Source organism: Pseudomonas sp. 06C 126 (assembly GCF_001855215.1).
Lineage (GTDB): Bacteria > Pseudomonadota > Gammaproteobacteria > Pseudomonadales > Pseudomonadaceae > Aquipseudomonas > Aquipseudomonas proteolytica.
In genome coordinates this window covers 160,737-175,275 of the sequence record NZ_MIFU01000003.1, presented here as the reverse complement: position 1 = coordinate 175,275, position 14,539 = coordinate 160,737, and the positions used below count along the sequence as shown (strand labels likewise).

Annotated in this window: 10 protein-coding genes; 5 read left to right on the top strand and 5 right to left on the bottom strand. The window is 61.5% G+C overall.

Annotated elements, in window-relative coordinates; genetic code table 11:
- Positions 1-547: 547 nt before the first annotated feature.
- Together BHC62_RS03860 and BHC62_RS03855 are read right to left on the bottom strand one after the other, a co-directional pair.
- Positions 548-2,446 (bottom strand): NEL-type E3 ubiquitin ligase domain-containing protein, encoded by a 1,899-nt coding sequence (locus BHC62_RS03860; RefSeq protein WP_070994269.1) that lies wholly within the window; start codon positions 2,444-2,446, stop codon positions 548-550.
- Complete coding sequence (locus BHC62_RS03855) at positions 2,433-7,658, bottom strand: leucine-rich repeat domain-containing protein (RefSeq protein WP_070994268.1); 5,226 nt, start codon at positions 7,656-7,658, stop codon at positions 2,433-2,435. The genes BHC62_RS03860 and BHC62_RS03855 overlap by 14 nt, the downstream gene beginning before the upstream one ends.
- A gap of 132 nt (positions 7,659-7,790) precedes the next feature.
- Here BHC62_RS03855 and BHC62_RS03850 point away from each other — a divergent pair, with 132 nt between their 5' ends.
- Positions 7,791-8,006, top strand: coding sequence for a DUF2970 domain-containing protein (locus BHC62_RS03850; RefSeq protein WP_029291403.1), 216 nt, complete (start codon positions 7,791-7,793; stop codon positions 8,004-8,006).
- A 4-nt stretch (positions 8,007-8,010) separates the two neighbouring features.
- Here the strand turns inward: BHC62_RS03850 and BHC62_RS03845 are convergent, their stop codons facing one another.
- Positions 8,011-9,090 carry an ABC transporter substrate-binding protein gene (locus BHC62_RS03845; protein WP_029291401.1) on the bottom strand — a complete coding sequence of 360 codons (1,080 nt, stop codon included), beginning with the start codon at positions 9,088-9,090 and terminating at the stop codon, positions 8,011-8,013.
- A gap of 452 nt (positions 9,091-9,542) precedes the next feature.
- Here BHC62_RS03845 and BHC62_RS03840 point away from each other — a divergent pair, with 452 nt between their 5' ends.
- Positions 9,543-11,201 (top strand): nitrite/sulfite reductase, encoded by a 1,659-nt coding sequence (locus BHC62_RS03840; RefSeq protein ID WP_029291399.1) that lies wholly within the window; start codon positions 9,543-9,545, stop codon positions 11,199-11,201.
- On the top strand, positions 11,185-11,679 hold the full coding sequence (locus BHC62_RS03835; RefSeq protein WP_029291397.1) for a DUF934 domain-containing protein: 495 nt from the start codon (positions 11,185-11,187) through the stop codon (positions 11,677-11,679). The genes BHC62_RS03840 and BHC62_RS03835 overlap by 17 nt, the downstream gene beginning before the upstream one ends.
- Positions 11,680-11,763: 84 nt before the next feature.
- On the opposite strand, the gene BHC62_RS03830 is transcribed toward BHC62_RS03835, so the two are convergent.
- A complete protein-coding gene (locus tag BHC62_RS03830; protein WP_029291394.1) occupies positions 11,764-12,321 on the bottom strand; it encodes an NADPH-dependent FMN reductase in 558 nt (185 codons plus the stop codon).
- Positions 12,322-12,548: 227 nt separating this feature from the next.
- Here BHC62_RS03830 and BHC62_RS03825 point away from each other — a divergent pair, with 227 nt between their 5' ends.
- Both BHC62_RS03825 and BHC62_RS03820 read left to right on the top strand, forming a co-directional pair.
- A complete protein-coding gene (locus BHC62_RS03825) occupies positions 12,549-12,773 on the top strand; it encodes a hypothetical protein (RefSeq protein WP_070994267.1) in 225 nt (74 codons plus the stop codon).
- A 92-nt stretch (positions 12,774-12,865) separates the two neighbouring features.
- A complete protein-coding gene (locus BHC62_RS03820; RefSeq protein ID WP_070994266.1) occupies positions 12,866-13,765 on the top strand; it encodes a LysR substrate-binding domain-containing protein in 900 nt (299 codons plus the stop codon).
- Positions 13,766-13,975: 210 nt separating this feature from the next.
- On the opposite strand, the gene BHC62_RS03815 is transcribed toward BHC62_RS03820, so the two are convergent.
- The gene (locus BHC62_RS03815) at positions 13,976-14,539 is read right to left on the bottom strand and encodes a GNAT family N-acetyltransferase (protein ID WP_071609994.1); all 564 of its coding nucleotides are present in this window, start codon (positions 14,537-14,539) and stop codon (positions 13,976-13,978) included.

Sequence of the window (14,539 nt, the reverse complement as noted above, 5' to 3'; positions counted from 1 at the left end):
GCTGCATAGACCTCTGTGGCAAGGGGGCTTGTCCCCCGCTGGGCTGCGCAGCAGGCCCAAAACCATTCCCCTCGGTGTATCTGGTAGAACTTGGTGAGGGTGTTGGGGCGGCTTTGCCACCCAGCGCGGGGCAAGCCCGCTCGCCACAAGAAAAGCCAGTGTTGGCAGCGAGTTCCAGGGTGCTGCATAGACCTCTGTGGCAAGGGGGCTTGTCCCCCGTTGGGCTGCGCAGCAGGCCCAAAACCATTCCCCTCGGTGTATCTGGTAGAACTTGGTGAGGGTGTTGGGGCGGCTTTGCCGCCCAGCGCGGGGCAAGCCCGCTCGCCACAAGAAAAGCCAGTGTTGGCAGCGAGTTCCAGGGTGCTGCGTAGACCTCTGTGACAAGGGGGCTTGTCCCCCGTTGGGCTGCGTAGCAGACCCAAAACCATTCCCCTCGGTATATCTGACAGAGCGTGGTGAGGCTGTTGGGGCGGCTTTGCCGCCCAGCGCGGGGCAAGCCCGCTCGCCACAAAAAAACCAGTGCCGGGTCACGGTTCTCCTTGGCCGCTTAGAGGTTCAGCGCCTGTCGCTCCTGCCGGGTCAGGCGGATCGCCAGGGCCGTGCGCTGCTCCTTGCTCCAGGTTCCCAACGCAGCATAGTCGCGCAAGTAGTCCGAACCATTGTCGGGATAGCGCTCTTCCAAGGCTTCGGCCTTTTGCTCCACCTCCTGGGCCAACGCCGAAAAATCAGCGGCGTACTTCTGCTTCAGGTAATTGAGCCAATACTCCAGCCCCACCAGCTTTTCCTCGAACGTCGAGGTGCGCTCACGTTCCAGCACCGTGGCAAAGGCGCTGTCCAGATCGGCCGGGGTCACTTCCGATAACTCGCTGTACAGCATGCTCAAGGGTTGCCGTGGCAGTTCCAGACGCTGGGCAAGACCGATGCGCAAGGCCAGGCGAATCTCTGCTGGGTCAATGTCCTCGCGGCTTTCGATAGTGGCCTGGGCAATCTCTTCCACAGCCTCCAGGCGCAGCATGCTGCGGGCAAATTTCAACAGCGTGGCACCGTCCTGGCCCTTTTCGGCGAGGGCCAGCGCATCGAACTCGAGGGCTCGGGTCTCAAGCTCATTGAACATCAGGATGCGGCCATCCCCACAGGTCACTTCGGGCATCAGCGCCGTGGCCCGGGCAAACAGATCGCGGCGCAAGGACGGCTTTTTATCCATCGCCTCCAGCAGCGCCCACACCCGTAGCGTCAGGTCCGCTGGCGTCTCAAGAAAGTCCTCGGTATTGCGCAATTGCGAGAGCGTGAAGAAAAAGTCACCACTGCCTTCCTGGGCGAACAGTTGATGCCACAGCCGGTGCTTTGACGAATACGGCGCGACACCGCCAAACCAGCGAGCTTTCTGCTCCTGGGGCGTTTCGATGTCGGGATGATTGAGGGAGTAATCCGGGGAGTCGAAAGCGGCCAGTTCATCGCGTTCCTGATAGCTGCGGATCATGGCGTCGAGTTGCTCGGTGGAAAAGCCCAGGCCGCTGCCCGTCTGGGCCAGATAGACCTGCAGGCGTTCACAGGCAGGTTGCTCAAGGCGGTTGCGCGCCAGATTGGCCCCCGCCAGCAGTTGCCGATGCTGGGGTTCGAGTGCCGCCTCCGGCAGGGTCTCGATCCAGTTGTCTTGCAAGTCCAGGGTGCGTAGGCGTGGCAGTTCCAGGACCGCCATGGGCCAATCTTCTAGCAGGTTGTACTGCAGACACAGCGTTTCCAGCCGGGCCAGGCCGCCCAGCTCCACCTCGGTCAACAGGTTCTCGCTCAAGTCCAGCCATTCCAGTTCGCCCAGGGCCGACAGTGGTGCCGTGGCCTGCAGTTCATTGCTGGCCATATCCAGGTGTCGCAGCCCCCGAAACTCAACGATGGCATCGGGTATGGCGCGCAAGCCGTTGTGGCTCAGGGTCAATTTACGCACATGGGTAAAGGCCCGCAGAAACCCATTGGAGCCCTGGGCGGTAAGCCGGATTCGGCTCAGGTTCAGTTCGCTGACATGCGCAAAATAGTCAGGCAACCTGGGCAGATCCCCCAACGAGAGCTGGGAAAAGTCCAGCAATTGCACGCCGTCCAGCCCAGGTGCGGGCGGTGTGGCGCGCAGGGTGTGCCGCCAACTCTCCAACAGGCGATCCGCCGCCCGGCGGCGATCCAGGGCACTGACCCAACTGCCGTCCAAATAGCCGTGAACATCCATCCAGTCGTTGAGCAGCGACACCCAATGCGCGTATTGCGCTTCCCATTCATCCAGGCGGGCGTGGATCTGCTGCGCATCCAGGCCATGGCTGTGCATCTGGTCTATGCGAGCCGCCGCCTGCAGGTCGTCCAGGGCTGGGGCCAGCCGTTGCAAGCGGGCGCTTGGCGCTAACTGCACCGCGTCGGCAGCGGACGCCGTGGGCAGCGCCACCAGCAGCTCAGGACGGCGCAAGGCATCTTCGGGAAAATATTCGGGCTTGCCCCCCCGTCAGCCCCTGGGCAAGTAGGTCGCGGGGGATACCCAGGGGGTTTTCCAACCGGGTTGCTGGGTACCGCCGCGCAAAAAGCCGCGCCTCGGCGCGCGTCGCCATGTCGAGGCGGCAACCCCGCAGGTGGGTGTTGAGCAACAAGGGGTCATGCCCGCTCAAAGCCGCCTCGGGGATACCGGTCACGGCGCTGTAACTCAGATCCAGACGTTGTAACGACGGCAGTTCCAGCACCCCTTGCGGCCACTCGTCGAGCGCACTGTGGCTCAGGTCCAGAGTGTGCAGGTCATGCAGGGCACTGACATCCAGGCTGCGGATCGGGTTATACGATAGGCGCAGCGACACCAGCCCCGTCAGTTGGCTGACCTGCGCCTGTATCGTCGGGCTGACGACCAGCCAGTTATGGGAAAGGTCCAAATGGCGCAGGGATGGGCATTGCACAAGCACTGACGGCAGTTCGATCAGGTTGTTTCGGGCCAGGCTCAATGTGTCGAGGTGGGGGAATTGGCCGATCCAGCCATTGATGCCTTCCAATGAGACGCCTATATCACTCAGGTCCAGGCTGCGCACATGGCTGAACCCAGGGGCAGGCAACCGTGGCAAATCGACCAGGCTGGCGCCGGACAGATCCAGGTGCGCGCCCATGGCAGGCAACTCGCCGTCGGTCACCAAGCGCGGCAGCAGCCCGTGGCGCCAGCAATCGAGGATTTTTTCAGTCGCCACCTGACGCTCGACCTCCACTCTACCGACACTGGACTCGTGATCCGACCATTGCTCCAGCACCTCGAACAACTCGCGGTATTCCTTGCGCAAGGTATTGACCCGATCCAAGCGTTGACGCGCGCTCAGGCCCTGGGCCCTGAACCCGGCGAGGACTTTATCGGCAAAGCCCTGGTCGCCATCTTTCAAGCCGGACAAGGCCCCCTCGCAATAGGTTTGCACCAGGCGCTGTTCATCCACCAGGTGGGCCGGGTTGTCATGCAGGTGCTCATACACCCTCATGAAATCCTGGGGTTCGTATTCCGACCAATTCATGTGCAAGCCCCGCCACAGGCGATGGTGCCCGGCAAACATTTCGGGCGGCACGTTCCGCAGCGGCGTGCCTGTGAAATCCACAAACTCCAGGTGCTCAAGTGCCAATAGCCCTTGAGGCCAGGCAGACAGCGTGCCGGATACGCTCAAGCGGCGTAATGAGGTCAGGCCACTGAGGTCCAGGGCCGGCAAGCTACCGACCAGGGACAGTTGCTGGAGGCCGGTCATGCGCTCAATGGGCTGTAGCGCTTGCGGGGTGTAGGTCAGTTCCGGGCCGGTGATCGACACGGCCGTGAGGCCTGAAACGTCCGCCAGTCGCTGGGTCACGGCCCCGAGTTGCTCGGGGCTCACGTACAACTCCAATTGCTGCACACGGGGAAACGGTCGCAGTAGTTGTGTTGGCTCTTCGGCCAGAAAGCGCGCCCCCGACAGGTTCAGGGTCTGCACATGGGAAAAGTCCGCCTCCCACTCAGGCAGCACCTGATCCGCGCGCAGATTCAATGTGGCGTGGGGAGCGCGTTCCCGATCCAGGCCCTGGCGCCAACAGTCAATGACATCGTTCACGGCGGGCAGGCGCGACGCATCATCCCCTGCCCATTGCTCCAGCGTCGCGCGCAAGGTCGTCAATTCGCGCTGTCGGTTGGCAAACAACAGGGCGATTTTCCGCTCGCTTTCGCCGTCGCGGCGGCGGGCCTCGATGAACCCCAGGACCTCATCGTCCGCCAAGTTCGGATAGACACCCCGAGCCAGGACAATCAAATACTCATCCATGCCCAGCAGCGGGCCGCGACCGGACAACGCATAGCCCAGGCGCCCGCGCTGCAGGCGTAGCGAAGGCCGGGACCTGGGGGCGCGCAGCTTCAGAATCTGCTCGGCGACGATCTGCCGATGCGCCCTGGCGTAAGTCGCCAACAGCGTCTGCAAGTCCGTGCCCTGCCCCGTCAGCGCCAACGCCTGGCGGGTGTCATCGGGCAGCGCAGCAAGGATCGACGGGAACAAGTTACGCCCTGGGGCATCGGCGCTATTGAGCGCGTTGCCTGCGGCATCAAAGGCCTGGAAGTGATCGCCGTGCTTGACCAGGTAGCGGCGCACGGCGGCGTCGGCATCCCCGATGCTGTCCACCAGGGGCCCGCGATGGCTGTCCAGGCGCAGCTCAAGACGCAGGCCCTGGGGCCAACCCGGCAGGCGCTCCAGGCCATGCAAGGCCAAGCGGTCGCTGTCAGGGCTGGCAAGCCGTTCGCGATGCAGCCCACTGATCGCGCGGCTCACCCGGCCTTGTTGCACCGCGGTACGGGCCAGGTGATCAAGACGGGCACTGACCCGGGCGTGGTGGTGCAGGTTGGTCAGTTCCTGCGGGCTGGCGCGGTTCAGCACCTCACTGCGGGCGCGGTGGGACAGCGAGGGAAACCGGCGCGCCAGTAACCCTGTATCGGCGGGGTGCGGCCCCTTGGCGCGCAGCAGGGCGTCAAACAGCGCCTGTTGCCTGTGCAGGGCATGCTCGGCGAGGCGCTCATTGAAGCGCTGCGCCCTGGTCAGCTCGCCTGTATTTGACGCAGTGCCTAACAGAGCGGCCGTTTCCTGCTCGTCCAGGCCCGCCAGTACCGCTTGGGCGAGCCTGCCTTGCAGCAGGTCGGCACGGGTGATTTTCAGGGTGGGCCGAAGGTCGTCGGCCGACGCCGAACTGCCATAACGCACAGAGCGGCCAGCGGGCTGCGGTGCCGTGCCGGCGGGGCTGCCCCACTCATCACTCAGGGGCACGCCCTGTAGGCTTTGACGATCAGGCGTGCCGAGCAGATGACGCGCCTGTGCTTCCCCCAAGCCTGACAAAGCCTGCCGCTCTTCAACGCCGGGAAGATCTGTGGCGGTCTGTTCAAACACCTCCAGCACCCGCCCCCGTGGCCAGCCGCGCATTTCAAGCGCAAGGGGCACGGCGTAGGTATCGCGGCTATCCAACCCGTCGCCACGGCGCAGCCGGCCAATCAGCGCTTCGACCTCCTGATCGACCTGGAACTGCTCCAGGGTATCGGCCAGCGCCGCAGGTACTGGCAAACCATCCATGTGTACCTTGCGCAACACGTCGTCATCAACGCCGCTGACCTCGCCAATAACCCTCAAGGTCTCATCCGCGAAGCTATCAGTGATGTGCCCCAGGCGCCGCAGCAAGGTCAGGCGGTCCCACGCCAGGGGCGACTCATGACGATGGCGCCAGGCGCCCAGCCCGTTGTGTTCGAGGACCGGCTGATAGGCCATGGGGTCATGGGGATGTTGGATGCGCCATTTTTTCAGCTGCGGGTCAAAGGCCTTCTCGTAGACGCCGTTATCGATACGCACGTAATGCCGGTTGCCGACCGTGTATTGCCCCAAGGCATTGGGCGTGTTCCCGGCAACAACGCTGTCGGCCTGCTTGTAGGGGGCCAGGTCAGGTTTCCACAGGCGTACCTTGGCGTTGGGCAACTGCACCGGCACCAGGCCCTCGATTACCGGCTCGGGCTTGAGCCGACTCAAGGCGGCGCCACCCGCTGCCGTCAGCCCGATCAAAGCCAGGTTTTGCGCCAGATCGATGATATGCGCCTTGGCAGCCTTGCGATCGCCCTCACTCCATTCCTGCGCGGCCTCGATCACCTCGCTCAACAGTTGCTCGACCATCACCGCCATCATGATTTCCCCCAGCACCGGCACGAACCCCGCAACCGCGCTGAGCCCGAACAGCCCCACATTCAGCAGCATCGCCAGTTTACGTTTGCGCACTCTGGCATCGACATCGGCCGTGGGCACCGCACGACTGGCTGCATCAGCGATACATTTTTGCCGGTGCTGTTCATACAAGTAGTTCCACAGGTCGACCTTGTCGCTGCCGTACACCTGGCCTTTTAACGCCAGCGCTATAGGTGCCAGATGAGGCTGCGGGTTCGGGACCTGCGGCGCTACCGGCATGGCCGGCAGATTGTTCACGGTGAATCGCGTCAGTTTGCTGATCAGTTCGTATGTCTGCCCAAGACCAGCAAAGTTAGAACCGATTTTTTCCAGCAAGGTCGCATCGGCAGCATCCTCGGTGAACTCGCTGAAATAGTGAGGGCGATCGGCGTCGTCAACGAACTGACTGAAGAACCGTTGGTAATCCGTCGGGCGGGTCACGCGGGTTGACGCCGAGCCCGGCGTGATCAGGCGCTGTGTGAGGGTTTCCAGCATCTGCGTGAGGGAGGCGTAGCGCTTTAGCGGGGTATAGGGGTCGTGGGGGATGTACAAGATAGGGAAATGGGCGCGGGCTTGATCGAAAGCCAGAAACAACACGCACCCAGTCATGCGCAGCTTCATCAGGCCCAGGTCGCAGATCCATACCGGTTGGCCGCCACTGCGCGGCGAACGCTCGCCATCGATCACCGACAGCAGCATGTTGTAGTCGTCCTGGGTTATGTCCTCGCCCACCAGGGCCAGTTCGGCGGCCGCCCTCATCGCCGTCTTTTGACTGGCAATGAACTGTTGGCGCAGGGTTGTCTCGACTGCGGCATCGCTGGGGTTGAAGAATTTACTGATGTAACTGCGGTACTGGCCACCGAGGTCCAGGGTCCGGCACATGGTCATGAACTGATGGACTTCAAGGCCTCGCATGCGCAACGGCAACAAGGAATGTTGGGGTGATACACCGCGCGTCGGTACTTGCCACTTGAAACCCGATGACGGGTGAAACGCGCCCTGCTCGCACTCGGCTTCCTCAAAGTTATGCAGCGCCGCTTGCAGCAGTTCCAGTTTCAGAAAGTCATAGGCCAGCGTGTCCACGTTGAAGTGAGTCACTTGCAGTGATTTGCGCAGGCTCAGCCAGGTTTCGATCCGCGGGGCCAGCGTCACGCCGAACTGGTCTTTGAGGGCGTTGACCAGCAGCGGCCGGGCAAAGGTCTCTATGTCCTGCAGGGCTGACATCGTCTTGTCCAGAGCATTCTGCGCGGTGAAACTGGCGACAATGCAGTCGCGCACTCGCTGGCGTTGCTCGGGGGGCGCGCGCCGGTAGGCGGGCGGCACAGGCGCATCGCTGCGCTTGAGTGCCTCGCGGCGTGGGGAGGTGGCGTCGATCAGCCATTGCGGCGTACGTGTCTTCAACAACCGCCCGTGGATGCTGGGGGTTGGGGGCAATACAGGAGAGTCGGTCATGGTGCGGCTCCAGGAAAAGCCACAGCACACCACGCTCACTGGAAAGCGCGGCGGTAACTACGTCTGCACATTCGCGGGGGGTTGGCTATTCTCTGTGGAGTCGCCCACGTACCCACCCCAGCAGGAGGACTTATGGATGCCCCCGACAACAAACCGCCGACCTTCTGGCAGATGCTGCATAGCGTGATGGCCGCCGCGTTCGGCGTACAGAGCGGGAAAAACCGCGCCCGGGACTTTACCCACGGCAAGCCCAGTCATTTTGTGGTGCTGGGGATTGTATTTACCGTGCTGTTTGCCCTGACCCTGTTTGCCATCGTCAAGCTGGTGGTGCATCTGGCCGGGGTCTAGGGGTTCAGTGCAGCACGCTCTGCATGCTGAAGGGATACTGATAGGTCGCAGGCTTGCCCTGGGCCGACAGCGCGCGAAAGTCCACGCCCTCGCCCTCGTGGCCCGCCCTGTCGAGCAAGCGTTGGGCCTGTGGCTCGGCGATCACCTGAAACAGCTTCACCTGGCGCTCGCGCCCGCCATGGCGCTGGATATCCACGCCCCGTGCATCATCATGCAGCAGCACCATCGCCCAGCCACCGACCGTGAAATGCCCAGCGACCAGGGCGCTGAGCTGCCCGTCGAGACGCGCTCGCAGGACGTCGGGCGAGCTGTTGACCGCGCTGAACAATACGTCCTTGCCGGGCGTGCGCCCACTGGCCTTGAGCGCCTGCATTGCGCCAAGGGCCATTTCATCATTGGCCGACCAGACGAGCGCGGTGCGCGGGTAGCGCTTGAACATTTGGATGGCCTGTTCAAACGCGCGCTCCCGCTTCCACTCGCCGTAGACCAGTTGGCGCAGATGCACTTGGGGATGTTCGCGCAGGGCACGCTGTAGGCCCTGTTCACGCAGTTGCGCGGTGGGGGTGTTCTTGGCGCCGGAAAACGCCAGCACGTCGAGGGTCGTGCCCGCCGGGACCGGACCGTATTGGCGCAATAACTCCGTGAACATCAGGTAGCCGCCCTCCTCGTCATTGGCGACCATGCTGCCCAGCAGGTTGGGGTATTTGCCCGCGTCCAGCAATTGCGCCTGGTCCGGCGTCAGCGCGTTGTTGACGATCAATAACTTGACCGTGCTGCCCTGGGCCATGCGCAGGATCTGCGGGGCAATGTATTGCTCGTTGACCAGCACCAGGTAATCCGGGCGCTGCGGCCCCTGCAATGCTTCGCGGGCCTGCTGCAGGGTATTTTGCGGATCACGCTCTGAATAGCGCACACGCAAATCCAGGCCGAGGTCCTTGGCCGCAGCCTGCATGAATTGCGCGTAACTGACCCAGAAGGCTTCAGTGGACATTCCCGGGTTGAGAAACACCACTGACGTCGCATGGGCCATCGCCCCGAACGTCATTCCCACCCACCACACGCACCCGCAGAGAACCTTCAACATTACAGCCCAAGCCCCGGAAATTGACCGATCATGATAATGGCAACGAGCCTTTTGATCTTGGCTATTTACCGGCAGATCGGACAGCTTCGCAGGGATCAGCGCCGGTTATTGATGGCTGACCCAGAACACGGCGGTTGAAACCACCAGGATAATCAGAAACAGAATCGCCCAGGCGTCCACGGTACTGTCGGTTTTGCGGGCTTTGATTGGATTGCTCATCGCATCGCCTCTTGTCGGTTTTATAGGTGATTGCACTAAGACTCGACCACAGTAAAGTCGATGATTGCCCTTATGACAAATGGGGGTATCGCGATAAACGTTCTCATTAGTCGATTTGGTTCTTTGCATATACTAAAACATCACTTTTGCGCATAAACGCAAGCTGGTATCGTGCGCCGGCTCCGTTGGGAGTGCGCGGCCGTGCGCGCAGATTTGCCGAGAACAGGACCTATATGTACGTATACGACGAATACGATCAGCGCATCATCGAGGACCGCGTCAAGCAGTTCCGTGATCAGACCCGACGCTATCTGGCAGGTGAACTGAGCGAAGAAGAGTTCCGCCCTCTGCGCCTGCAAAATGGCCTTTATGTTCAGCGCTTTGCGCCGATGCTGCGGGTGGCGGTGCCTTACGGCCAGTTGACCTCGCGCCAGACGCGCATGATGGCCAAGATTGCCCGCGACTTCGACAAGGGTTACGCCCACATCAGTACCCGCCAGAACGTACAGTTCAACTGGCCGGCCCTGGAAGACGTGCCAGACATCCTGGCTGAATTGGCCACCGTGCAGATGCACGCCATTCAGACCAGCGGTAACTGCTTGCGCAACGTGACCACCGACCAGTTCGCCGGTGTTGCCGCCGATGAAGTGATCGACCCGCGTCCGTGGTGCGAGATTGTTCGTCAGTGGACTACGTTCCACCCAGAATTTGCCTATCTGCCGCGCAAGTTCAAGATCGCCATCAACGGCTCGACTTCCGACCGCGCCGCGATCGAAGTCCACGATATCGGCCTGGAGCCGGTGTACAACGCCGCCGGCGAACTGGGCTTCCGCGTCCTGGTGGGTGGCGGCCTCGGTCGGACCCCGGTAGTTGGCGCGTTCATCAATGAATTCCTGCCCTGGCAAGACCTGTTGAGCTACCTCGACGCCATCCTGCGTGTGTACAACCGCTATGGCCGTCGTGACAACAAGTACAAGGCGCGCATCAAGATCCTGGTCAAGGCCCTCACTCCAGAGGTATTTGCCCAGAAGGTCGACGCCGAGATGGAACACCTGCGCGGAGGCCAGACCACCCTGACCGAAGCCGAAGTGCATCGCGTGGCCAAGCACTTCGTCGACCCGGACTACAAGGCCCTGGGCAACCAGGACGCCGAGTTGACCGCACTCGACCAGCAGCACCCCGGCTTTGCCCGCTGGCGGACCCGCAACACCCTGGCGCACAAGCAGCCGGGCTATGTGGCGGTGACCCTGTCACTCAAGCCCACCGGCGTGGCGCCTGGTGATATCACCGACAAGCAACTGGACGCCGTCGCCGACCTGGCCGACCGCTACAGCTTTGGCCAACTGCGCACCTCCCACGAGCAGAACATCATCCTTGCGGACGTTGAGCAGAGCCAACTGTTCACCCTGTGGGGCGAGTTGCGCGAAGGCGGTTTCGCTACGCCGAACATCGGCCTGTTGACCGATATCATCTGCTGCCCGGGCGGCGACTTCTGCTCCCTGGCTAACGCCAAGTCAATTCCCATTGCCGAGTCGATCCAACGCCGTTTCGACGACCTGGACTACCTGTTCGACATCGGCGAGCTGGACTTGAACATCTCTGGCTGCATGAACGCCTGTGGTCACCACCACGTTGGCCATATCGGCATCCTGGGGGTGGACAAGAAAGGCGAAGAATTCTACCAAGTGTCCCTGGGTGGCAGCGCCAGCCGTGATGCGAGCCTGGGCAAGATCCTCGGCCCATCCTTCGCCCAGGAAGCCATGCCCGAGGTGATCGGCAAGCTGATCGACGTCTACGTCGAACAGCGCACCGAAGATGAGCGCTTCATCGACACCTACCAGCGCATCGGCATTGACCTGTTCAAGGAGCGCGTCTATGCAGCGAATCATTAAGAACAACGAAGTCGTCGACGAAACCTGGCACCTGCTGCCCAAGGACGCGACGTTCGATGGCATCTCCAACTGCGACGACCTGATCGTACCGTTGGCCCTGTGGCGTGAGCATGGCCACGCCCTCAAGGCCCGCGATGGCGGCCTGGGTGTGTGGCTGGACGCCGATGAAGAAGCCGAAGAAATCGGTGATGACGTGCAGCACTTCCAGGTCATCGCGCTGAACTTCCCGGCCTTCACCGACGGGCGCAACTACTCCAACGCGCGCCTGCTGCGTGACCGCTATGGTTATAAAGGCGAACTGCGGGCGATTGGCGATGTGCTGCGTGATCAGCTGTTCTACCTGCACCGCTGCGGTTTCGATGCCTACGCCTTGCGCGCCGACAAAGACCCATACGAAGCGCTGGAAAGCCTCAAGGACTTCTCGGTGACGTACCAGGCCGCAACCGACGAACCGCTGCCGCTGTTCCGTCGTCGCTAAGCCCTGACGGGAAACAAAAAAACCGAAACCTGGCGTCGCAGGTTTCGGTTTTTTTATGGGCTCCGAGAGGCGCCGTTGTGTACGTCAGCCCTTGTGCTGTGCGACCCAATGGCCATAGGCATCGATAAACGCCTGCAGGAACGGCTTGGTTTTCTCCGACAGCGTGCCCGACTCATCGAACGCGCCGCCCGCGCCTCCGAGGTAGGCTTCCGGCTGCTGCATGCAAGGCACATTCAGAAACACCAGGGACTGGCGCAAATGATGATTGGCGCCAAAGCCACCAATGGCCCCCGGCGAAACACTGATGACCGCCCCTGGCTTGCCGCTCCAGGCGCTCTGGCCGTAGGGGCGTGAGCCGACATCAATGGCATTCTTCAAGGCTGCCGGCACCGAACGGTTGTATTCAGGGGTGACGAACAGCACTCCATCGGCCGCCGCCACCTGCTGGCGGAACGTGGTGTAGGCCGCAGGTGGCGTTGCACCGTCAAGGTCTTCGTTATAGAGCGCCAATTCGCCGATTTCGACGATGTTGAGCTTGAGGTTGGCCGGCGCCAACTGTGCCAATGCCAAGGCGACCTTGCGGTTGATCGACTCTTTTCTCAAGCTGCCGACCAGTACGGCAATCGTATAGACCTTGCTCATGGGGCTTTCCCGACATCTGACTAAAGGAACCTGTAGTTATAGAGCCTTCGCCGGCCTATCACCAGCAGGTTTTGCTCAATCGGCAGCGGTTTGGCCCCATTGCCGGCTCGTAGGAAAAATAAGCGGAACATCAACGAATAGTATTTTTTTGATGTAGGTAAACTACCCGCCTTAATGACGGTCTACAGAACCGCAAATCGGTGTTTTTCTCCAGAGGTTCTAAGCAGATGGCAGCAGTACTTGTCGGACAATTCCATGCTCGTGACGCGGAAGGTCGCGTTTATTCCGTGCATGAATTCCAGGAGCCCACCTCGTCAGGCGACGGTTCAGAACCGGTAATTTCCTACAAGCTGGCGATTGGCGACCGGGTCAACAAGGTCGATGAGAACACCTTCGTTTTGGTTCAGTCGCAGGTATCCCTGACCCGCGAGCCTGAAAACATGCCTGTTTGACAAGGCTGTGCCTCCAGGCAGAAGTCATATGAGCGGACTTGGGTTAGGATTCACCCGGTGAATCCCTTACCTGCTGAACATGGACTTCATGCATGCGTTTACGTCATATCGAAGTGATTCAAGCCATTTTGCAGACCGGACACCTCGGCACTGCCGCCGAATGGTTGCAACTGGCTGTGTCCGATGTGGACGCTACCCTGAGGGACGCTGAACAACAGTTGGGCTTCATGCTGTTTGCCAGCGTCCGCGGGCGGTTGCAGGCCACCCGTGAAACCCTGGCCATGCAGGCGCAGATCGCCCACCTCTACGAAGCACTGGAACCCATACAGCGCCTGGCCAGCAGCCTCAAGCACCATCATGCCCCGCCGCTGCGCACGCTCTGTACCCCGCCTTTGGCCAACCAGCTATTGCCGCAAAGCATCGCGCTGTTGCGCCGCCGCTTCCAGGACACGCCCTGCAACCTGTCCAGCCAACCGACACGCGACATCGTCAGGAGCCTGCTGCTGCACGAGGCGGACCTGGGGCTGAGCCTGCATGACCCCGAACACCCGCAAATCACCAGTACCCTGTTGGGCCAGGGCAAGCTGCAGTTGCTGGCGCCCCATGGCTGGCTCAAGCCACGGCAAAAATACATCGCCCTGCAAGAACTGGCCGGCCAGGCAATGATCGGCCTGGAGGGGCAAGACCCGTTGAGCCAGTTGCTGGACAGCAAGCTGCAAGCGCTGCGGCCGTTGCCGGTGATCCAGACACGGGTGCAGACCTACCAGATGATGCGCAGCATGGTCGAAGCTGGCGAAGGGTTGGCAGTGGTCGACCCCTTCACCGCCAGTGGCGCACGGGAAGCCGGGCTGGATACTTGCCCATTGTCACCACCGATCCTGGTGAGTTTGTACGGGTTGACGGTCAAGGACAGCAACCCGAGCCCTGCGCTCAACGCGTTGCTGGAGATTGTCATGCAGAAGGCGCAAGCCCTGCTATCCCCGATCAACTAGCTGAGAGGGCCTATTGTGGAGTTGTGGGGGCCAGTTGTGGCGAGGGGGCTTGTCCCCCGCTGGGCTGCGCAGCAGCCCCAAATTCTGGCTATGCGGCCTGCCTGATAAACCGCGGCGGTCTTATTGGGGCTGCTGCGCAGCCCAGCGGGGGACAAGCCCCCTCGCCACAAAAAGCGCCATAAAAGACCCATAGCCACCACCTGTCTCTGGTCAGTGGAACAGCCGATACCAGAAAATCGCCACTTCACGCGTCTGCGGGTCAATCCCGCGATAACGCAGGTGGTCGATGCCGCCCATCACATAGCCGCTGCGTTCGTACAGCCGGCACGCCCCCAGATTATTGTTCTGCGTCTCCAGCATCATCCCCGGCAGGTTTTTCTTGCGGCTCCAGAATTGCGCAACATCAAGCAAAGCCTTGGCCACGCCATGCCGACGGGCCGGGAGCACCACCGCCAGTTCATCGACATGGGCAAAGCCGTTCCAATTGGTGCTGACAACAATATGCCCAACCGGCCGATCATCCAGGTACGCCATGAATACCGCACTGTCAGTGGCATTGCGGTAACTGGCGAACTCCTCGGGATCGATGCCGTAGCATTTGCGGTACGGCAATATCTGCTCCACCGCCCACTGGTCAACAGGCTTGCCCAGCTCCGGCGTGCCATATGTGCACACCTCGAAGCTGAAATCATTGCCCCACACGTAGGCGTCAAATCCCTCGTCGGCGACTCGCACACTGAGCCCCGGGTACTTCGGATTCATTACAGCTTGCAT